The 19,927-nt window shown below is 60.2% G+C and carries 18 protein-coding genes; 10 read left to right on the top strand and 8 right to left on the bottom strand.

What is annotated here, in order from left to right; translation table 11 throughout:
- The first annotated feature begins 51 nt into the window (after positions 1 to 51).
- From TM1040_RS06480 to TM1040_RS06450, 7 genes are all read left to right on the top strand, one after another.
- A complete protein-coding gene (locus TM1040_RS06480) occupies positions 52 to 1,083 on the top strand; it encodes a LacI family DNA-binding transcriptional regulator (RefSeq protein WP_011537780.1) in 1,032 nt (343 codons plus the stop codon).
- Between the two features lie 131 nt (positions 1,084 to 1,214).
- Positions 1,215 to 2,522, top strand: a complete 1,308-nt coding sequence (locus TM1040_RS06475; protein WP_011537779.1) for an ABC transporter substrate-binding protein — start codon at positions 1,215 to 1,217, stop codon at positions 2,520 to 2,522.
- Between the two features lie 102 nt (positions 2,523 to 2,624).
- Positions 2,625 to 3,491 (top strand): carbohydrate ABC transporter permease, encoded by an 867-nt coding sequence (locus TM1040_RS06470; RefSeq protein WP_011537778.1) that lies wholly within the window; start codon positions 2,625 to 2,627, stop codon positions 3,489 to 3,491.
- A 15-nt stretch (positions 3,492 to 3,506) separates the two neighbouring features.
- Positions 3,507 to 4,337, top strand: a complete 831-nt coding sequence (locus tag TM1040_RS06465) for a carbohydrate ABC transporter permease (RefSeq protein WP_011537777.1) — start codon at positions 3,507 to 3,509, stop codon at positions 4,335 to 4,337.
- Between the two features lie 12 nt (positions 4,338 to 4,349).
- Complete coding sequence (locus TM1040_RS06460; protein ID WP_011537776.1) at positions 4,350 to 5,354, top strand: ABC transporter ATP-binding protein; 1,005 nt, start codon at positions 4,350 to 4,352, stop codon at positions 5,352 to 5,354.
- Positions 5,354 to 6,124, top strand: coding sequence for an L-iditol 2-dehydrogenase (locus TM1040_RS06455; RefSeq protein ID WP_011537775.1), 771 nt, complete (start codon positions 5,354 to 5,356; stop codon positions 6,122 to 6,124). The genes TM1040_RS06460 and TM1040_RS06455 overlap by 1 nt, the downstream gene beginning before the upstream one ends.
- Positions 6,124 to 7,602 (top strand): mannitol dehydrogenase family protein, encoded by a 1,479-nt coding sequence (locus TM1040_RS06450; protein ID WP_011537774.1) that lies wholly within the window; start codon positions 6,124 to 6,126, stop codon positions 7,600 to 7,602. Before TM1040_RS06455 ends, TM1040_RS06450 begins: the two co-directional genes overlap by 1 nt.
- A gap of 30 nt (positions 7,603 to 7,632) precedes the next feature.
- Here the strand turns inward: TM1040_RS06450 and TM1040_RS20475 are convergent, their stop codons facing one another.
- The 4 genes from TM1040_RS20475 to TM1040_RS06430 all read right to left on the bottom strand — a co-directional run bounded on the left by TM1040_RS20475 (position 7,633) and on the right by TM1040_RS06430 (position 12,338).
- The gene (locus tag TM1040_RS20475) at positions 7,633 to 8,028 is read right to left on the bottom strand and encodes a hypothetical protein (RefSeq protein ID WP_011537773.1); all 396 of its coding nucleotides are present in this window, start codon (positions 8,026 to 8,028) and stop codon (positions 7,633 to 7,635) included.
- A gap of 208 nt (positions 8,029 to 8,236) precedes the next feature.
- Positions 8,237 to 9,658 (bottom strand): alkaline phosphatase D family protein, encoded by a 1,422-nt coding sequence (locus TM1040_RS06440; RefSeq protein WP_011537772.1) that lies wholly within the window; start codon positions 9,656 to 9,658, stop codon positions 8,237 to 8,239.
- Between the two features lie 137 nt (positions 9,659 to 9,795).
- Positions 9,796 to 10,494, bottom strand: coding sequence for a fumarylacetoacetate hydrolase family protein (locus tag TM1040_RS06435; protein ID WP_044026664.1), 699 nt, complete (start codon positions 10,492 to 10,494; stop codon positions 9,796 to 9,798).
- 176 nt (positions 10,495 to 10,670) lie between these two features.
- On the bottom strand, positions 10,671 to 12,338 hold the full coding sequence (locus TM1040_RS06430; protein ID WP_044026663.1) for a BCCT family transporter: 1,668 nt from the start codon (positions 12,336 to 12,338) through the stop codon (positions 10,671 to 10,673).
- Positions 12,339 to 12,755: 417 nt separating this feature from the next.
- On the opposite strand from TM1040_RS06430, the gene TM1040_RS06425 reads away from it, so the two are divergent.
- Positions 12,756 to 13,535, top strand: a complete 780-nt coding sequence (locus tag TM1040_RS06425; RefSeq protein WP_011537769.1) for an HAD-IIB family hydrolase — start codon at positions 12,756 to 12,758, stop codon at positions 13,533 to 13,535.
- Positions 13,528 to 14,757 (top strand): glycosyl transferase, encoded by a 1,230-nt coding sequence (locus TM1040_RS06420; protein WP_011537768.1) that lies wholly within the window; start codon positions 13,528 to 13,530, stop codon positions 14,755 to 14,757. The genes TM1040_RS06425 and TM1040_RS06420 overlap by 8 nt, the downstream gene beginning before the upstream one ends.
- A 226-nt stretch (positions 14,758 to 14,983) precedes the next feature.
- On the opposite strand, the gene TM1040_RS06415 is transcribed toward TM1040_RS06420, so the two are convergent.
- Positions 14,984 to 15,241: a YjhX family toxin gene (locus tag TM1040_RS06415; protein WP_011537767.1), complete on the bottom strand. Its 258-nt coding sequence runs from the start codon at positions 15,239 to 15,241 to the stop codon at positions 14,984 to 14,986.
- Between the two features lie 181 nt (positions 15,242 to 15,422).
- Complete coding sequence (locus TM1040_RS06410; RefSeq protein ID WP_011537766.1) at positions 15,423 to 17,156, bottom strand: alpha-amylase family glycosyl hydrolase; 1,734 nt, start codon at positions 17,154 to 17,156, stop codon at positions 15,423 to 15,425.
- Positions 17,157 to 17,494: 338 nt separating this feature from the next.
- On the opposite strand from TM1040_RS06410, the gene gap reads away from it, so the two are divergent.
- Positions 17,495 to 18,499, top strand: coding sequence for a type I glyceraldehyde-3-phosphate dehydrogenase (gap, locus tag TM1040_RS06405; protein ID WP_011537765.1), 1,005 nt, complete (start codon positions 17,495 to 17,497; stop codon positions 18,497 to 18,499).
- Between the two features lie 153 nt (positions 18,500 to 18,652).
- Here the strand turns inward: gap and TM1040_RS06400 are convergent, their stop codons facing one another.
- Together TM1040_RS06400 and TM1040_RS06395 are read right to left on the bottom strand one after the other, a co-directional pair.
- A complete protein-coding gene (locus TM1040_RS06400) occupies positions 18,653 to 19,288 on the bottom strand; it encodes a ChrR family anti-sigma-E factor (protein ID WP_011537764.1) in 636 nt (211 codons plus the stop codon).
- Positions 19,285 to 19,842 (bottom strand): sigma-70 family RNA polymerase sigma factor, encoded by a 558-nt coding sequence (locus TM1040_RS06395; protein WP_305809490.1) that lies wholly within the window; start codon positions 19,840 to 19,842, stop codon positions 19,285 to 19,287. The genes TM1040_RS06400 and TM1040_RS06395 overlap by 4 nt, the downstream gene beginning before the upstream one ends.
- Positions 19,843 to 19,927 lie beyond the last annotated feature (85 nt).

Here is a 19,927-nt window from a genome sequence, read left to right as displayed (position 1 = left end):
ACCGCACGGCGAAACCTCTGCAATCGGGACCCAGAATACTCAGGAGGGCACATGTCAGAGTCGAAAATCCGCAACATGGAAGAGCTGGCCAGCGTCAGCGGCATCTCCCGACCAACACTCTCCAAGTATTTCAACAACCCCGACAGCGTCCGCGCCTCAACCCGCAAGAAGGTCGAGGCCGCACTGCAAGAGCACCACTATCAGCCCAACATCTACGCAATGAATCAGAACAGGAGGCTGACCAAGAACATTGGCATCGTGGTGCCGTATCTTGCGGATCCTTTCTTTGCTGAGATTGCGCGTGTGATCGAGAATCTCGTCATTCAGGGTGGCTTTCGACCGATCCTGCTCAGCTCTCATGGCGAGACGAGGCAGGAGGTCGAAAACCTCGACTCGCTGCGCTCGATCCGTCCGGCTGGCGTTCTGCTGGCCCCCCTTGGCCGCCGCTCTGACACGGCCGCGGTCGATCGGTTTTGCACCGATGTCCCGACCGTTCTCTTTGACAACAACCTTGATGACCTCGGACAGGCCTTCTTTGGGCTCGACAACCCGCAAAGCGTTGGTTTAATGGTGAAACATCTCTGCAAAACTGGGGAGCCGCCCGTTTTCTTTGAGATGAAAACCCCCACCAACCCCAATGCTTACAAACGCCGTCGCGCATATATCGATACCATGGAAGCCTTGGGACTGGACCCCAAACTGGTTCAGGTTGAAGGCGAAACCTGGGACTTTGAAGAGATCGGCTACAAAGGCGGCCTTGCGGCCATCCGAAACCGCGAACTCTGCACAAACACGGTTCTATGCTCCAATGATCGCCTCGCGATCGGCTTTCTGGCTGCCGCCTATGAATGCGGACTTCGGGTTGGCTGCGGGACCGGCTGCGCGCTGCGCGTTGCCGGCCACGACGACCACCCCTATGCGCGCTTTACATGCCCGCCACTCACCACCATCGCGCAGGATTATTCCGCCATCGCAACGCGCAGCGTTGAGGCGATTCTCAACCTCATCGAATCGGGAGAGCACCCGGACCTGCGCAACAGCACCCTGTTCGAGGGCACCTTGATCAAACGCGCCTCCGCCTAAGCCCTGCGCCAAGGTCTTGAGTTTGCTGCCCTTCGATGACTATTCTTTACGCGCGTAAATTTTTTATTGACGAATTCGCCTCCCTGCTCCTACCGTAAGGGCACAACATCCAGACACTAGGGAGGAAACGGATGTACCTGAGAAACGCACTTTGTGCGGCCTCTGCACTTGCGGTTATGGCAACTGGCGCCGTCCAGGCCGAGACCACATTGACCATCGCGACCGTGAACAACGGCGACATGATCCGGATGCAGGGCCTCACTGACGACTTCACCGCCAAACATCCCGACATCCAGCTGGAGTGGGTCACGCTCGAAGAGAACGTGCTGCGTCAGCGCGTGACACAAGACATCGCCACCAACGGCGGCCAGTTCGATGTGATGACCATCGGCATGTACGAAACCCCGATCTGGGCCGCTCAGAATTGGCTTGTGCCGCTGACCGACATGGGGGCTGATTACGACGCGGACGACATCCTGCCCGCGATGCGCGCTGGCCTTTCACACAATGGCACTCTCTATGCCGCGCCGTTTTACGGTGAAAGCTCCATGGTCATGTATCGCACCGACCTGATGGAGGCCGCGGGCCTGACAATGCCCGAAGCCCCCACATGGGAGTTCATCAAGGAAGCCGCCGCCGCGATGACAGACAAGGACGCCGAAATCTACGGCGCATGCCTGCGCGGCAAGGCAGGATGGGGCGAGAACATGGCCTTCATCACCACCGTGGCGAACAGCTTTGGTGCGCGCTGGTTTGACGAAGACTGGACGCCGCAGCTCGACAGCCCCGAGTGGAAAGAGGCGGTCACTTTCTACAACGATCTGCTGCAAAGCTACGGACCTCCGGGTGCCTCTACAAATGGGTTCAACGAGAACCTCGCACTGTTCCAGCAAGGCAAGTGTGGCATGTGGATCGACGCGACTGTGGCGGCCTCCTTCGTGACCAACCCCGACGATTCCACCGTCGCTGACAAGGTTGGATTTGCTCTGGCACCCGACACCGGCAAGGGCAAACGGGCCAACTGGCTCTGGGCCTGGGCGCTGGCCGTGCCTGCGGGTTCTGACGCCAAGGATGAGGCCAAGGCATTCATCGAATGGGCCACCTCCAAGGAGTATCTTGCGCTTGTGGCGGAAAACGAAGGTTGGGCCAATGTACCGCCTGGCAGCCGCACGTCGCTTTATGAGAACCCTGAATACGCCAAGGTTCCCTTTGCGCAGATGACGCTCGACTCGATCAATGCGGCGGACCCCAACAGCCCCACCGTGGATCCCGTGCCCTATGTGGGCATCCAGTATGTCGCGATCCCCGAATGGGCCGGCATCGGCACCAGCGCAGGCCAGGAATTCTCGGCCATGGTCGCAGGTCAGCAAACCCCGGACGAAGCGCTTGCAAAAGCACAGGCTCTGGTCGCTGACGAAATGGAAGCCGCAGGCTACTAACCTCACTCCTCCTGGCCAGGGTTTCGCAACACGCGAGCCTTGGCCCTTTTTCACTCAATTGCAGCCTCGGAAGGGCCCGACCCGACCGATGAGGAGTCTCAAATGGCAACCCAGCATTCCCGCTCGGCCGCGCGCTTCATGATGGCCCCTGCCGTCATTCTGTTGCTCGGTTGGATGCTTGTTCCGCTGACAATGACCCTGCTCTTCTCCTTCAAGAAATATCTGCCCCTGCGCGGGGGCGATCTGGGATGGGTCGGTTTTGACAATTACGTCCGCTTTGTATCGTCCTCCGCCTTCTGGCCCAGCGTGCAGGCGACGCTGCTGATCGTAGGCGGCGTGCTCGTGATCACTGTGATCTTTGGCGTATTGCTTGCGCTCCTGCTGGACCAACCCATGTGGGGCCAAGGCATTGTACGTATCCTTGTTATCGCGCCGTTTTTTGTGATGCCCACCGTGTCGGCGCTGGTTTGGAAGAACATGTTCATGGATCCCGTGAACGGGCTCTTTGCGCATCTGTGGAAGTTTTTCGGGGCAGAGCCGATCGCGTGGCTCTCCGAAGCCTCGATGCAATCCGTGATCATAATCGTCAGCTGGCAATGGCTGCCTTTCGCGACCCTGATCCTCCTGACGGCCATTCAGTCGCTCGACCGCGAACAGCTTGAAGCGGCAGAGATGGATGGGGCAAGCCCGCTTGCGCGCTTTGGCTACATCATTCTGCCCCACCTCGGCCGGGCGATCACCGTGGTCGTCCTGATCCAGACGATTTTCCTGCTGTCGATCTTCGCCGAGATCTTTGTAACCACCCAAGGCTCCTTTGGCACCCGGACCCTGACCTACCTGATCTTCCAGCGTGTGCTGGAGAGCCAGAACGTCGGTCTTGGCTCCGCTGGCGGTGTCTATGCCATCATCCTTGCCAATATTGTTGCCGCATTCCTGATGCGCATCGTCGGCAAGAACCTCGACGCATAAGGGAGGAGACCCGAAATGGCACGTTCCGTGACCCAACACCGAAAAGCGATCAATACCATCGCCGCCTGGTCGGTTGGCCTGTTGATCTTCTTCCCGATCCTCTGGACGATCCTGACCTCCTTCAAGACCGAGGCGCAGGCAATCAACGACCCGCCGCTGTTCCTCGCATTTGACTGGACGCTGGAAAACTACGCCGTCGTACAGGAGCGCTCCAACTACCTGCGTTTCTTGTGGAACTCCATCGCGATTGCCGGGGGCTCAACCCTGCTTGGCATCCTAATCGCGGTGCCCGCAGCCTGGTCGATGGCCTTTGTGCCCTCCAAGCGCACCAAGGATATCCTGTTGTGGATGCTCTCAACAAAAATGCTGCCCGCCGTAGGCGTGCTGTACCCGATCTATCTGATCTTTATCCGCCTCGGACTGCTCGACAGTCGTACGGGTCTGATTGTGGTGCTGATGCTGTGCAATCTGCCGATCATCATCTGGATGCTCTATACCTACTTCAAGGAAATCCCCGGCGAAATTCTCGAGGCAGCGCGGATGGATGGCGCCACCCTGAAAGAAGAAATTCTTTATGTTCTGACACCTATGGCCATTCCAGGCATCGCATCAACCGTGCTGCTCAACATCATCCTCGCCTGGAACGAGGCCTTCTGGACCCTGAACCTGACGGCCGCCAAAGCGGCTCCGCTCACGGCCTTTATCGCCAGCTACTCCAGTCCCGAAGGGCTGTTTTACGCAAAACTCAGCGCGGCCTCCACCATGGCCATCGCGCCGATCCTGATCCTTGGCTGGTTCAGCCAGAAACAACTTGTGCGCGGCCTGACCTTTGGCGCTGTGAAATAAGGACGACGACTTATGGGACGTATTACACTCGACAAAGTCACCAAAAGCTTTGGGGCGACAGAAGTTATCCCGCCACTGGACCTGACGATTGAGGACGGTGAATTCACAGTCTTCGTCGGCCCTTCGGGCTGCGGAAAATCCACCCTCCTGCGCCTCATTGCAGGGCTTGAGGACGTGACCTCTGGTCAGATCCGCATTGACGGTCAAGATGCAACCATGACGCCGCCTGCCAAACGCGGCCTTGCCATGGTGTTTCAATCCTACGCGCTCTATCCGCATATGTCGGTGCGCAAAAACATCGCCTTTCCGATGAAAATGGCAGGCATCGACGACGCCGAGCAAACGCGCCGCATCGATGCCGCTGCAAAGGCGCTCAATCTGACCGACTATCTGGATCGCAAGCCCGGCCAGCTCTCTGGCGGACAGCGTCAGCGGGTTGCCATTGGTCGTGCCATCGTGCGGGAACCTGCAGCGTTCCTCTTTGATGAGCCGCTCTCCAATCTCGATGCCGCCCTGCGGGTCGGAATGCGGATGGAGATCTCAGAACTTCACAAGAAACTCGCAACCACAATGATTTACGTCACGCATGACCAAGTCGAAGCCATGACGATGGCTGACAAGATCGTGGTGCTGCGCGCGGGTCACATCGAGCAGGTCGGCAGCCCGCTAGAGCTTTATCACAGCCCCCGCAACCTCTTTGTGGCAGGTTTCATCGGCTCGCCCAAGATGAACTTTATCGAAGGCGACGAGGCCGCAAAATACGACGCGCACACCATTGGCGTGCGTCCCGAGCATATCGACATCGGCGAGAGCGGCGGCATGTGGTCGGGCGTGGTCGGGGTCTCCGAACACCTGGGGTCGGATACCTTCTTTCACATCCACGACACGGGTCTCGCCGAGACCATCACCGTGCGTGCCGACGGCGAGGTTGGCTTTCGCCACGGCGATCGGGTCAGCCTGACGCCACGTACGGATGTGATGCATCGCTTTGACGCCCAAGGCCTGAGGATCCCCTAATGAGACTTGAAGGAAAAACCGCCCTGATCACCGGCGCAGCCCGTGGCATCGGGCGCAGCTTTGCCGAGGCCTACATTCGCGAAGGTGCCCGCGTCGCGGTCGCTGATATCGACACTGAACGCGCGCGCCAGACGGCACTCGAGCTCGGCGACCAAGCGGTTGCGATAGAACTGGACGTGACCTGCCAAGAGAGCATCGAGCGCGCGGTCGAGCAAACCGTCGAGGCCTTGGGGTGCATTGATATTCTCGTCAACAACGCCGCGATTTTCACCGCCGCACCCATCACGGAAATCCACCGCGACGATTTTGAACGCGTATTCGACATCAATGTTGCCGGGACGCTGTTCACCATGCAGGCGGTTGCGAAACACATGATTTCGCGTGGTGCCGGTGGCAAGATCATCAATATGGCCAGTCAAGCCGGACGACGCGGCGAGGCTCTGGTCGCTGTATACTGCGCCTCCAAGGCGGCGATCATCAGTCTGACGCAGTCAGCGGGGCTGAACCTCATTCAGCACGGGATCAATGTGAATGCCATCGCCCCCGGTGTGGTGGATGGCGAGCACTGGGATGGCGTAGATGCCTTTTTTGCAAAATATGAAAACAAAGCCCCCGGCGAAAAAAAACGCGAAGTGGGCGACGCCGTGCCCTTTGGGCGCATGGGAACCGCAGATGATCTGACCGGTATGGCGATCTTTCTCGCCAGCGCTGAGGCCGACTATGTGGTGTCGCAGACCTATAACGTCGACGGCGGAAACTGGATGAGCTGATGACCTCGCTGCGCCTTTCAAACGACACTCTCTCGGATTTGCCCAAACATATCACGCGCCCGACCTATGATCGCGCGGCGCTGACGGCGGGCATCCTTCACATCGGGCTTGGCAATTTTCACCGTGCCCATCAAAGCTGGTACTTGCACAGACTGATGCAGCAGGGCGAGGCCCAGGATTGGGCCATCATCGGCGCTGGCGTGCGCGACTATGACGCCGCGATGCGCGCGCGCCTCAAGGCGCAGGACTGTCTCACCACCCTGATCGCTCTCTCCCCTGACACCACGTCCGCCGAGGTGGTTGGCTCTATGATCGACTACCTGCCGATCGAGGCTGACAATGGCGCGCTGATTGCGGCCATGGCCCGCCCCGAGATCCGCATTGTCTCCATGACGGTGACCGAAGGCGGGTATTACCGGGATCCGGTCTCGGGCGCGTTTGATGACACACATCCGGATATCCTGCACGATATTGCCAATCCAAGCACCCCGCGCACCGTGTTCGGCGCGATCATTGCGGCCCTTGCGCTGCGCCGCACCGCCGGTGTTGGGCCGTTCTCTGTACAAAGTTGCGACAACCTGCAGGGCAATGGCGATGTCACCCGCCAGACCGTGCTTGGCCTGGCCCGTCGCAGCGATCCAGAGCTCGCAAGCTGGATTGCGGCGCAATGCACGTTTCCCAATTCCATGGTCGATTGCATTGTCCCCGCAACCGGCCCGGCAGAGATAGCGCTTGCTGCGGAAATGGGCGTCGCCGATCAGGCCCCCGTCACCCATGAGCCCTATCGCCAATGGGTGATCGAGGACAATTTCTGCGCCGGGCGTCCGGATTGGGACAAGGTCGGGGCGACCTTCACCAATCAGGTCCACGCCTATGAGACGATGAAGATCCGTATCCTGAACGCCGGGCACCAGGTCATCGCCAATGCGGGCGAGCTATTGTCCTGTGAGACGATCGCGGACTGCATGCAGGATCCCGACATTCGGTCCATGTTCGAGAAGGTGGAGACCCAAGAGATCGCGCCCTATGTATCGCCGGTGCCTGGCATCACAGCGGACGCTTATGTGGCGTTGATTGCGGACCGGTTCTCGAACCCAGCCATCCACGACACCACCCGGCGGGTGGCGTTCGACGGCTCTTCACGGCACGCGGGCTTTATCCTGCCGATCCTGCGTGACGCGCTGGCTGCGCGGGGTCCGGTCGATGGTCTCGCTCTGGTCGAGGCCCTCTGGGCGCGGATGTGCGCTGGGCTGCGCGAAGACGGAACCGAGATCGAAGCCAATGACCCCAACTGGCCGCAGTTGCAACAAGCGGCGCAGGCCGCAAGGACCGCCCCCGAGGTCTGGCTGGCGCAGTCCGAATATTACGGAGATCTCGCTCAGGAGACGCACTTTGCGGACCGGTTCTGCCACTGGCATGCACTGATCTGGAGCAAAGGAACACGCGAGGCGCTCCGTTCCTACACGACTCAGATTTGACCTCGCGCGCCCCGGGCTGGGGCGCGCCACCTAGCAGGTGGGCGTTTCAGTCAGATCGCTCAATCCCAGATCACCAAGGGATTTGAGCGCGGATTTGTTTTTTGAGAGATAGTCAAGCCGCTGCCCAATGCTGCTCAATCGCGGGTCTGCAAGCATCAGGCAGGATTGGCGCACATGGCCAGTCTCGTCGCAGACCAACTGGCACCGCCAACTGAGGGGCGACATTTGCGGCATAGGCGCCTTCACTACACGGCGATCCCGGCTGAGCGGCGTCGCGCCCGGCCCCTGAAGAGCGGCAAAACCCGTGTCATGGGGCAGCCTTGCCTGCCCCTGCCCCGCCAGTACCGCCAATATCAAGGCTGTCGCCACACCAAGAAACTCGGCCCCGCGCAGACCGCTTGGTCGTCTCTGATCTTTTTCACTCATGTATTACTATCCCCTACCCTTGCACGGCACCGGTCCAATGGCCTGATACATGCAAAGGTCACTCACCCAATTGCGTCACCCCAACGCGAGAACAGCGTGACGCAAAGAGATTAATGTCTCCCTGTCAGACCCCACGATACGGCCTGAAAAGAAAGGAAAAGTTCAGAAAAATTTATCAAAGGTGAAGATCTCGACCCGCCCGCTGCTGTTACTCCAGAACCATCGGGACTGTGTCCCCGCTCTCTTCGAGGTGCCAGACCGCGTGCCATTTTCCATGCGTGCGCCTGAGCTCAAGATAGTTGCGCTCCGCCGTATAGCGTTGGCTTTGACCCGGAAGCGGATGAATACGGATCGGATGCCCGCTCACAGGCGCATCACCGAGTCCCGCCAAAGTGCCCAGACTTCGGGCATAGCTCTGCGGCGGCGCACGGTGGGCAATGCCCGAGGCCACAAGCTGATGCACGCGCGTCTCGTCAGGACCCATTTCGGCGCGCGTGGCGAGGTGGATCTCGCCAGACAGGATCGTCACCGGCGCCTCCTCGCGCCATGCAATGACCTGCTTGAGCATGCGTATCCATTCCTTGCGGTGCGCGCGGCTTTGCCACTGATCGCGCAGATCGTCCTCGTATTTCTGCATGGTCGGGATCATCAGCATGAGCCCCTCCACCAATGACAACCGCGGCCCCAGGAGCGGTACGCTGGAAATCACAAAAGTATGTTCCGATCCCGGCTTCATCGCCTCGACCGCAGACCACCCGTAGGCGCCCAGAACCTGACGGCGGCCGCGCTCGGCGCGCAGATCCGGCGCCAGCAGCTTCACCCCCGGCAAGGCGCGCTGCCATGACAGCGAGGTGCCCGTCTCGTCCATAAAGAGATCCGGAATGTCGCCTTCCACGGCGGCGTGCTGAAACAAGAGATACATTTCACGCGCCACGGCATAGAGACACTGCCCCACCTCGGAGTGGGTCTTGCTGCGGTAGAGTGAACCCCAGCCATCGCAGATGTCATGATCGTCCCAGATCGCCAGTGTCGGCACCCGCGCCATGATCCAGCTTGGCGCCTCGCCAAAGAGCGCCTGCACATACCGCTCCGCAAACCGCAGCCTGAGATGATCGGCCAGGTCTTTCAGCTCTTCTGCGTTGCGCGGACGCCCGGCCTTGTCCGGCCAGTCTTCGCTCAGGGGATGGCCCTCTGTCGCCTCATCCGCATAGATCTGGTCGCCCCCTTGCAACAACAGCGCAAAAGGCGCACGGCGGTGTTCGGCACACATATGCGCCCACATGCGGTTGCGCTCTTCCTGATCCCGGTCGAGATCACCTTTTTCCTCGCCATTACAAGACGCAAAGGCAATGCGCATATCGCCATGAAGATCAGTCTGCACGTCGTAGCTCTGATCCCCAAGGCGATAGCTGCCGCAGCTGGGCGTCAGACCGAAATCATACCGCCAAACCGCGCTGCGACCAATCTCGCGCAAGAGCGTCGGCGCGTGGTCCCCCGCATCCGTACGCAGAGTTTCGGGGCGCTCTCCAATCGGTAGCATGACCATCGCCGCCAGCTGCAGCGCGTCGCCCTCCAGACCTCGGTAGTACAGGATGGGACCAAGGCGCGCCGCGTCGAATTCAACAGTCATGTGTCCCTCATTTCAGATCCGTGCCGTCCTTCAGTGCAGAGATAGGGTATGGAGTGCGGCGATGTAACCCGCGCCAATCCCCGGCGCCCCGAGGGGGGGTGCATGATGAAATCCCTGTTTCCTGGGATCGGCGCTTGTCACTCCACCAGAACCCGAAGCGGGGTCAGGCCGTCGAAAGTGAGCTCAAGCTGGTCACCGCGCAGAACCGGGCCAACACCCGCAGGCGTACCCGTGAGGATCACATCCCCCGCCGCCAGCCTGTAATACTGCGAAAGATGCGCGATCATTTCGGGGATCTTCCAGATCATCTGATTGAGATCCCCCTGCTGGCGCGGCGTTCCATTCACGGTGAGCGTCATCACACCCGCGTCGGGATGCCCGATCGTCGTGGCCGGCGTTAACGGCGCAACCGGGGCCGCATGTTCAAAGGATTTCCCAATTTCCCAAGGCCGGCCCGCTTTTTTGGCGATCCCCTGCAGATCGCGACGGGTCATATCAAGCGCCAGCCCATAGCCCCAGACATGATCAAGCGCGGCATCCTCAGAGATATTCTCGCCGCCTTTGCCGAGCGCCACCAAAAGCTCTGCTTCGTGATGGACGTCTTCGCTCATCACCGGGTAGGGAAAGCGCCCCGAAGCATCGAGACTGTCGGGCGTTTTCTGGAAAAAGAACGGCGGCTCGCGATCCGGGTCATGTCCCATCTCGACCGCGTGCGCGGCATAATTGCGCCCGATGCAATAGACCCTGCGCACGGGAAACAGGGCGGTGCTCTCGGCAATTGGCAGGGCGGGCTGTGGGGGCGGAGCAATCACATAGTCGGGCTGCGCGGCGGGCATGGGCGGTCCTTTTCTCTTTGTCACCAAAAGAGATAGAGGCTTCGCCCCCGAAGGCCAAGCATTGCTGTGCATGGCCGATGTCCCTGTGCCGCGCAAAGCCCCCGGATTGCCCGCGCGCAGGATGTCATTGCCCGCGCGCAGGATGTCGCGCGGGCAATCGTTTGGACATGACCGGACTACTCGCCCGCGAGCTGATCTGCCGTAACTGGCAGTCCCGCGCGGCCCCGAAGCCCGTCGAGGATGATGGCCTTGATCAAGGCAACGCCCATCAACGCCATCACCACCGAGAAGGGCAGCGCGCCGATAATCATCGCGGTCTGGATCGCACCGAGACCACCAATGATCAGCAAAGCTCCGACAACCAACGCCAAGGCGACGCCCCAGAAGATGATATGAGGACGTGCCTTTGGTCCCTCGTCACCTGCGGCGTTGATGGTGTTGATGATCAACACCGCCGAATCCGCCGAGGTGACAAGGTAGGTCATCAACAGAACCGCGACGACCACCGAGAACACCCAGGCCAGACCATCGCTGAGGAGAACTGCGAGGGTTGCATAGAGCTGGTCTGACAGCCCCGTTCCAAGGATTGCACCCTCTGCGATGCCCGACAGTTCCAGATCGATGGCGGTGCCGCCAATCAGGGCGAACCAGACAAAACACATGACGGATGGTACCAGCATCGCGCCAAAGACATATTCGCGGATCGTCCGACCTCGAGAGATCCGGGCGAGGAACAAACCGACGAAGGGAGCAAACGCAATCCACCAAGCCCAGTAGAAAATGGTCCAACCACCCTGCCAGCTCTCAAGTGCGCTGCTGGTCTCGGTGCCTTTGTCGCTCCAGACGGTGAACAGCATCGCGGGAAAAGCCAGGAGATAGTCATAGATCCCTGTCACCAGCGCCGTGAGGCCAAAAACCGTGGAGCCAAAGATCAGGAAAAACGACAGCAAGAACACGCTCAACCCCATGTTGATGTTGGAGAGCCATTTGATCCCCTTGCCGACACCCGACAGGGCCGACAGCGTCGAAGCCCCCATGATGATCACCAGCGACAGCACGATCGCCACCACAGACGCCTTTTGGGTTCCTTCATCGGTTGTGACAAGAAGCCAGTCGCCAAAGCCGATGCGGCTCAGCCCCGCGACGAATTGCTCGACCCCAAAGCCGAGCGTTTGCGCCACCCCCAGCACGGTCGCGATGACGGCCACCACATCGACGGCATGACCCGCAAAACCCGACAGCCGATCGCCGAACAGAGGCGTCAGCGCCGACCGAATGGTCAGCGGGAGCCCGCGGCGGTAAGCGAAGAACGCGAGCGCAAGCCCGGTCAACGCATAGGCCCCCCATGGAGACAGACCCCAATGCAAAAAGGACCACTTGTAGGCAGAGCGCACCGTCTCGGCGCTGGCCCCTTCGACAAAACCCTGGATGACATCCGGGTTGTTCTGGAAGTGATAGATCGGCTCACCGGTGGCATAGGTCAGAACACCAATTCCCATGCCAGCGCCGAACATCATGGAGAACCAGGAGAAGGCCGAGAACTCTGGCTTTTCATGCTCCGCTCCGAGCCGCAGACGTCCGGATGCAGGCCAGATCGCAAGCCCCAGGCTCACCACCACAAAAAAGGCGACCACGTAGATGTACCAGTAGTTGAAGCTGGCCAGAATGACCCCGTTTAGGTGCGACAGCACGCTGGCCGCCTGATTTGGAAAGGCCACGGCCCAGAGGATCAGGGCGGCAACAAGGATCTTGGCAGTGATTGTCACATCCTTGGTAAACCCTTTGTAGAATCCGCTGTCGGCAGTCTTGATCTCAAGCTCCGTCAAAGGCGGTTTAAGCGGCATGGTGGTTGGTCCTCTCTGTTGGGGAAAGGCGACCTCGGGCGAATGTGCCGGGCGCAATCTTGGTTGCCACCGCAGCAAAAGCCTGCAGGTGGATTGCGCGATCGTCTCGATTTGGCGCCACCTGCGCCAACTGCGATCCGACAGGAAAACTCGTCGATGCGGCATCCGCTGGGACTGAAATTCGGGGGGATGTCGCGAAGCTGAGAGCCACGTCGCAAAGCCGCAGATCCAATCACGCCGCGCCGCAGCATCGCGCCCGTACGCGAACTTTGCACAAAAAACGGGCATATGTTGAGATTTGTAGCATATCAAAGCAGAGCACGCCCCGCGACCTTTGCCCAGATACCCGGCGCTCCTTAGGCTTGGGGAACAGTTCACGCACGGCCTTGTCGCGCCGTCTTGCAGGAAGGCCCCGTCATGCCCCGGCTGCTTGTTTTTAGTGATCTTGATGGCACCTTGCTGGATCACACGACCTACAGCCATGCCGCCGCTCAACCGGCCTTGTCCGCGCTGCGCAGCCGCGATGCAGTGTTGATCCTGGCAAGCTCCAAGACCGCGGTCGAAATGCTGCCGCTGCATCAGGAACTCGGGCTGGGAGACGCCCCAATGATCGTCGAGAACGGATCCGCCTGTCAGCGCCCGACAGAGATCGACAGTGACCCGGCCACCTACAACAAACTGCGCAGGCTTCTCACGCGGCTCGAGATGCCCTTTGAAGGCTTTGGCGATATGTCCACGCAAAAGGTTGCCGCCCTCACGGGCCTCAGCGATGAGGGCGCAGTGCGCGCCAAGACGCGCCAGTTCAGCGAACCCGGCATCTGGCATGGCACCCCTGCTCAGAAAGACGCGTTCCTTGCCGCACTGGCCCGCGAAGGGGTCACCGCGCGCCAAGGGGGGCGGTTCCTCACGCTCTCTTATGGCGCCACCAAGGCACAGCAGATGCAAAAGATCCGCCAGCAACACGCCCCCTGCTTCACCGTCGCCCTTGGCGATGCCCCCAATGACGCGGAAATGATCGCCACCGCCGATATTGGCGTCATTGTACGCAACGATCATGGTCCGGATATGCCCGCGATCCCGCCTGAGCACCGGATCATGCACACGCAACAGGAGGGTCCAAAAGGCTGGAACGCGGCCATGCTGCAGATCCTCAGCGAATGGGACCACGACCACAAAGGAGCCGCAGCGCATGGCTGACTTCCACCAGAATGGCAATATCGCCCAATTCCACAACCTGCGCAGCCGCCCGGTCGAGGAGCTGGAGTATGAGCTCACTACCTTTGCCCAGACCCGCAAGATCTCCTTGATCCTACCCTGCCTCTATTCCGAACTCGAAGGCCCGGCCCTGCGCCCGATCCTCGACGAACTCGCCCGTGTTCCCTACCTCCATCACATCGTAATCGGCTTGGATCGCGCCAGCGAGGCCGAATACCGCCACGCCCGTACCTATTTTGCCTCCCTGCCCCAAAGCCACCGCGTCCTGTGGAATGACAGCCCCCGCATGAAGCAGCTGGGCGCGCGTCTGGCTGCACAGGGGCTCGCGCCGCCCGAGCCGGGCAAGGGCAAGAATGTCTGGTCCTGCATCGGCTATCTTCTGGCCCAGGCCGAAAGCTCGGTGGTCGCGATCCACGATTGCGACATCAGCACCTACTCCAAGGAGATGCTGGCACGGCTGGTTTATCCCGTGGCGCATCCCGCCTTCTCCTATCAGCTCTCAAAAGGGTTTTATGCGCGGGTGGGCGGCGGCAAACTCAATGGTCGTGTCTCGCGCCTGCTGGTCTCGCCGCTGTTGATCGCGCTGAAGCGCACCATCGGAGATCGCGACTATATCGACTACCTGCGCAGCTTTCGCTACCCGCTCTCGGGGGAGATGGCCCTGCGCGCACCACTTTTGCCGGACCTGCGCATCCCGTCCGATTGGGGGCTGGAGATCGGCGTTCTGTCCGAAGCCTGGCGCAATCTTGGCCGCAAAGCCGTTTGTCAGGTGGAGATCGCCGACAACTACGACCACAAACACCAGTCCCTCAGCCCCGAAGATGCCTCTGCGGGGCTCAACCGCATGTCAACAGACATCTGCAAGGCGATCTTTCGCAAGCTCGCCGCCGACGGCACGGTCTTCACCCCCAATGTCTTTCGCACCCTCAAGGCCACCTATTATCGCTCGGCCCTTGATCTGCTGGAAGCCTATGCCCACGACGCCATGATGAATGGCCTCGCTCTGGATCGCCACGGCGAAGAAAAAATGGTCGAAATGTTTGCAAACAACATCATGGCCGCCGGGCAGGTGTTTCTGGAAAACCCCCATGAAACCCCTTTCATTCCAAACTGGAACCGCATCCACTCGGCAAATCCGACCTTTCTGCAGGATCTCAAGGCTGCAGCGCTTGCGGATGAGGCCGAATACAGCCCAAGTCCCTGACCCCTGCCCAAGGAGCGCCGCAGCTACAAGAGCCGGCGCCCCCAAAGGATCAATATGTCACTGCCCCCGCTCTGCGCCGCACCTCCAAAAAAGGCGAAGCGGTCAGATCTGATATAATGGCCTTATCCCAGGATTCTTGCTGCCTCCCGGATCAGCGCCCCCATTCTTCTAACCCCAAATATCCCGGGGAGCGCGAGGGGCTGGCCCCTCGCACCCACCTGTTGCGTCATCGGTTGTCCAATTGCGCACGTACCGAACGCCGCCCCTTTTCAGATATCTGGTAAGGTCTTGAGGATTTGCTTTCGACAAGCCGCTTTCGCCTCAGCTTGTTGAAAACATCAAGCTTGCAATTGGCCAAGATCAGACCCTCACGCGTGTAGCATGTCACTTCGGTGACCCGACCATTGGGCGCACGCTCGTACAGGATGCGCCCACCCTGCGCCAACACGTGCAACACGCGTTGTTCGTTCTTGGAAATGTTCATGTGATATTGCCTGTGATTGAACCACGTCAAACCGGGCCGCGCACACGCGTGCTGCGGTTGTCCGGGTGTGACAGGTCTCCGAGTGCGGATCCTGTCAGCGGGTGGGTGCAATCTCCAACATCAACAATTCCCTTGTCTGGAGGGGCGTCTGCGCTCCTCTAACATTCTCCCGCGCCGCCGCTCAAGCCTGATTGGTGATCCAACGGCATTGATAGGGTGCCAGTGTGATCTCTGCATCGCTTTCAAACATGTCACCGGACAACAGATCCCGCCATGTCTCACCTTCAATAAGGTTCAGCGCGCCGGGATGCAGGATCACCCCATCTCCGCTGACATTGTGCAGCGCAAAGATCGACTGCGCCCGGTCCAGCGACTGCCGCCAGAGCGCAAAGACACGATCATCCAGCTGCAAAGTGAACTGGGTAGCATTGGGGTGAAACGCCGGCTGCTCGGCCCGGACCCGCAGCCGTTCGGAGAGCGCCGACATCACCTGAGCCTGCGCGCTGTCCGCGTCATTCAGACGCGCCTTCAGCTCGCCGTAATCCCACCGGTGGCGGTTGATCGCCCGGTTCATACCGCGCCGCGCCACCGCATCATGATCATTGGCCGTCGCCAGCATCGCGTGAATGTAAAACGCCGGAATTCCCTCAAGGCTCATGGGAATGGTCTGCGCACAGATGAATCGATCCACCTTTCGCGCTTCGCCCCTGTCAAAGGTTCGGCCAAGCGCGTCAAAATAGGTGCAGTTCACCTCGTAGGGCGCTTCACCACCCCCCGGCAAGGCCCGCATGGACACAAGACCCCCTACCGCCCGCACGCAGGCGATCATCTGGTCGATTTCCTCCTGCGGCAACACCCCCTCCGCCGGGCGCATCCCGATTCCATCGTGGCTCGCGGTGAAATTCAAATAGGCGCATCCCAGGGGCGCCGGCGGCATCGCCCGTGCCCAATTCAGCAGGTAGCGCGCCGAGCCCGCCATCATCGCGTGCAGGATCAATGGCGGCAGCGGAAAATTATAGACCACATGGGCCTCGTTGCGATTGCCAAAGTAGCTGAGATTCTCAGCCCGCGGCACGTTGGTCTCGGTCAGCAGTACCACCGTCTCGGTCGCATAATCTGCCAGCAGGCGCAGCAGCTGTACAATCGCATGGGTTTGCGGCAGGTGGATCGAACTGGTCCCAACCTCTTTCCATATAAAGGCCACCGCATCGAGCCGGATAATGCGGACCCCCTGATCGATATGCAGGCGAATGATCCGAAGGATTTCCAGCAGGACCTCCGGGTTCTCAAAATTGAGATCAACCTGATCGTGGCTGAAGGTGCACCACACATGTTTCGCGCCCGTGGCTGTCTCTACCTCCTGCAGCAGCGGCGTTGTGCGTGGACGCACCACTGCGCTCAGATCGTCCGAGGGCGAAGCCTCGTAGAAGAAGCGGTCATAAGGCGGCTGCCCCTGCCGGTAGGCGTTGAACCAGGCGCTCTGCGAGGACACATGGTTGAGCACCATGTCAGACATCAGGTGAAACGCGCCGCCGATCCGGCGAATGTCGGCCCAATCACCCAGCTCAGGATTCACCTTGCGATAGTCCGTGACGGCAAACCCGTCGTCCGAAGTGAAGGGAAAAAACGGCAGGATATGCACGCCATTCACAACACCCTTCATATAAGTCAGCAGGAAATCATGCAGCAGGTCTAACGGCTTATGCGCCCCATCACGCATGGTGTTGCCATAGGTGATCAGCAATGCGTCGCGTTCTGACCAAAGAGAATTTCCAGGCCTGCGCGGGCGCTTGCGCCGGTGACTGCCTTCGGGCCAAAACGCCTCAACCACTTTGGAGCCAAGGATCTCCGTGTCCAAATCCGGATAGATTTGGGTCAGCAGTTGCGACAGGCGTGCAGCAAAGGATGTGGCCATCTTTCTCCCTTTTGCGATAGCGCGGCAGATGCCTCCCTCACCGTGAGACAGGGTCCTCTGTAACCCTAGGAGCCTACGGTCACGCGGGCAAATTCTGTGCCGCCAAAACAGTGGATGGGCGGGGTCTGTGACCATTTTCCGGGCATATTACGTGCAGCTGTCTGAGATTGCGCTATCCTGACGCGCAGGCCCAGAGTTGCACATTCGTGATCGCGCGACAGTTTCACGCTGAGCGACGGGGCTTGATCGGCGCCTTCGTTAGCGATAACGATAGCCGCGAGTGATAGCGGTACCAGTGGTGGTGCCGTGCCCGGAAACCCAACCGGAGTTATTGGCAAATGACCCTTAAAATCGCGATCAATGGATTTGGCCGGATCGGCCGCAACGTGCTGCGTGCACTTTTGGAGAACGACACCACCGACGTTGAGGTGGTGGCGATCAACGATCTCGCCCCCCCGGCAACCCAAGTCCACCTGCTGAAGTTCGACAGCGTTCACGGCCGCCTCGACGCAGAGGTTACAGTCGAGGGCGATACCATGAAAGTGGGCCGCCATGAGATCCGCCTGACGGCCATCCGCAACCCAGAAGAGCTGCCCTGGTCCGATGTCGATATCGCCTATGAATGCACTGGCCTCTTCACTACCCGCGACAAAGCAGCCGCGCATCTGAAAAACGGCTCCAAACGCGTGCTGATTTCCGCGCCGGGGACCGAAGTTGACCGCACCGTGGTCTTTGGCGTCAATGATCGCGACCTCACCGCAGAGGACATCGTGGTGTCCAACGCCTCCTGCACCACCAACTGCCTTGCCCCGGTGGCCAAGGTTCTGGACGACGCCTTTGGGATCAAGACCGGTTATATGACCACGATCCACGCCTACACAGGCGACCAGCCGACCCATGACACCACCCACAAGGATCTCTACCGCGCCCGCGCGGCAGCGCTCTCGATGATCCCAACATCTACCGGCGCGGCGCGCGCGATCTCCCTGGTGCTGCCACACCTCAAGGGCCGCCTTGAAGGTTCCGCCATTCGCGTCCCGACACCAAATGTCTCGGTGGTGGACCTGACGTTCCAGCCCGAGCGTGTCGCTTCGGTCGAAGAGATCAACGCCGCGATCGCGGCCGCCGCAAAAGAGGGCCCGCTTCAGGGCATTCTCGGCTATGAAGAGGCTCCACTGGTGTCCATCGACTTCAACCACGACAAGCGGTCGTCGATCTTCGCCGCCCCACAAACCGCCGTGACCTCCGAGGGCCTGGTGCGCGTGGTGAGCTGGTATGACAACGAGTGGGGCTTTTCGAACCGCATGATCGACACCGGCCGCGCCATGGGCAAATTCCTCTGACGCAATACCGCTGCGCGACATACCTCACGCCATGTTACAAAGGGCCGCAGCAAATGCCGCGGCCCTTCTTCATGTCATCGTTTTCTTCTAACCAAAAATATCCCGGAGCGCGAGGCAGCGCCTCGCTCCCGTCACCACCTGAGCCCTGAAGGCTCAGATCCGGAAAATCGGCTGCAAAAGGCGAGGCACAAAAGAGCGGAACCGAAGCGAGGCATCCGTCGCAGCAAGACAGATGCAAGCAGGACCATCAGCAGCGACGGGTTCATGTTCCAGATCCCCATCTGCAACCTCCAGATCACCGACACCAAAATGTCCGGTCTCGTCATAAAACGCGCCCTGCAGTACCAAGGTCAATTCCAGCCCGTTGTGCCCATGATCCGGAACCCCTTGTCCAGCCGGAATGTAGAGAAGCCGCACGCTGCCACTGCGATCATGATCGAGGATCATCTGCCGCACACCGAGCCCGAGGGGCTTCCACTTTGGCGGCAGCCCCCCCAAGGCTTCCATGACAGGTGCAGGAAAAATCCCCGCCCGGTCATAGCGCTTTTCTCGGGCAACCGGATCGTCGAGCGCGTCAAACAGCCGTCCCTTCATATCCGCCGAAACCTCGGCCACGGGCATATCATCAAGGAGCGCGCCACCGAGCGCCTCATGCGCGCCAAGGCGCGCGCGGCATTCGTCACACATGGAAACATGCGCGGCGACCACAAGTGAAAACGCCTTTGTCAAGCTGCCCGCCGCGTAGGCTATCAGCAACTCGTCAGGGATATGGTGCGTAATACCCGTCATGAGCGTTGCGTTCCCTTCAATTCATGACGCAGTTTCTCCAGCCCCAGCCGGATGCGCGACTTGATGGTTCCCAGCGGCAGACCGGTCTCGGCCTTGATCTCCGCATGGGTCAGCTCGCCCAGATAGGCGCGCTCCACCATTTCGCGCTGCGCGGGCTTCAGGGTCTGAAGCGCCGCACGCAGAGCCTGCGTCTCCTGTTCCAGCGCCACGACCTGTGACGCGTCATCCTCTGTGTCCTCGACCGGCTTCAACTCTTCCGGTACGGGACGCTTTTCCTTGCGCAAGATGTCGATCTGCCGGTTGCGCGCGATCTGGTAGATCCAGGCCGAAACCTGAGCGCGACCGGGGTCGAACATATGCGACTTTCGCCAGACCGTGAGCATCACGTCCTGAACGATGTCCTCAGCCTGCGCAGGGGAGACACCCGAGCGGCAAATCACGCCTTTGAGGCGGGGCGCAAAGTGATCGAACAAGCGCCCGAAGGCGGCTTTGTCCCTGTCATCGCGCACTGCCAGCATCCAGACTGTCGTCTCGGAATATGCCTCACCTGTCACTCTGTCGCTCTCCCGGCAACCGCTTGTGCCCTCGCCCACACTAGCGGTCGGGGCGCGGGCATCAAGTGGGTCCTCACAAAGAGCT

Origin of the sequence: Ruegeria sp. TM1040 (assembly GCF_000014065.1) — a bacterium.
Classification (GTDB): Bacteria; Pseudomonadota; Alphaproteobacteria; order Rhodobacterales; family Rhodobacteraceae; genus Epibacterium.
Note: the sequence above shows the minus strand (reverse complement) of the source record. Positions and strands in the feature narration are given on the sequence as shown.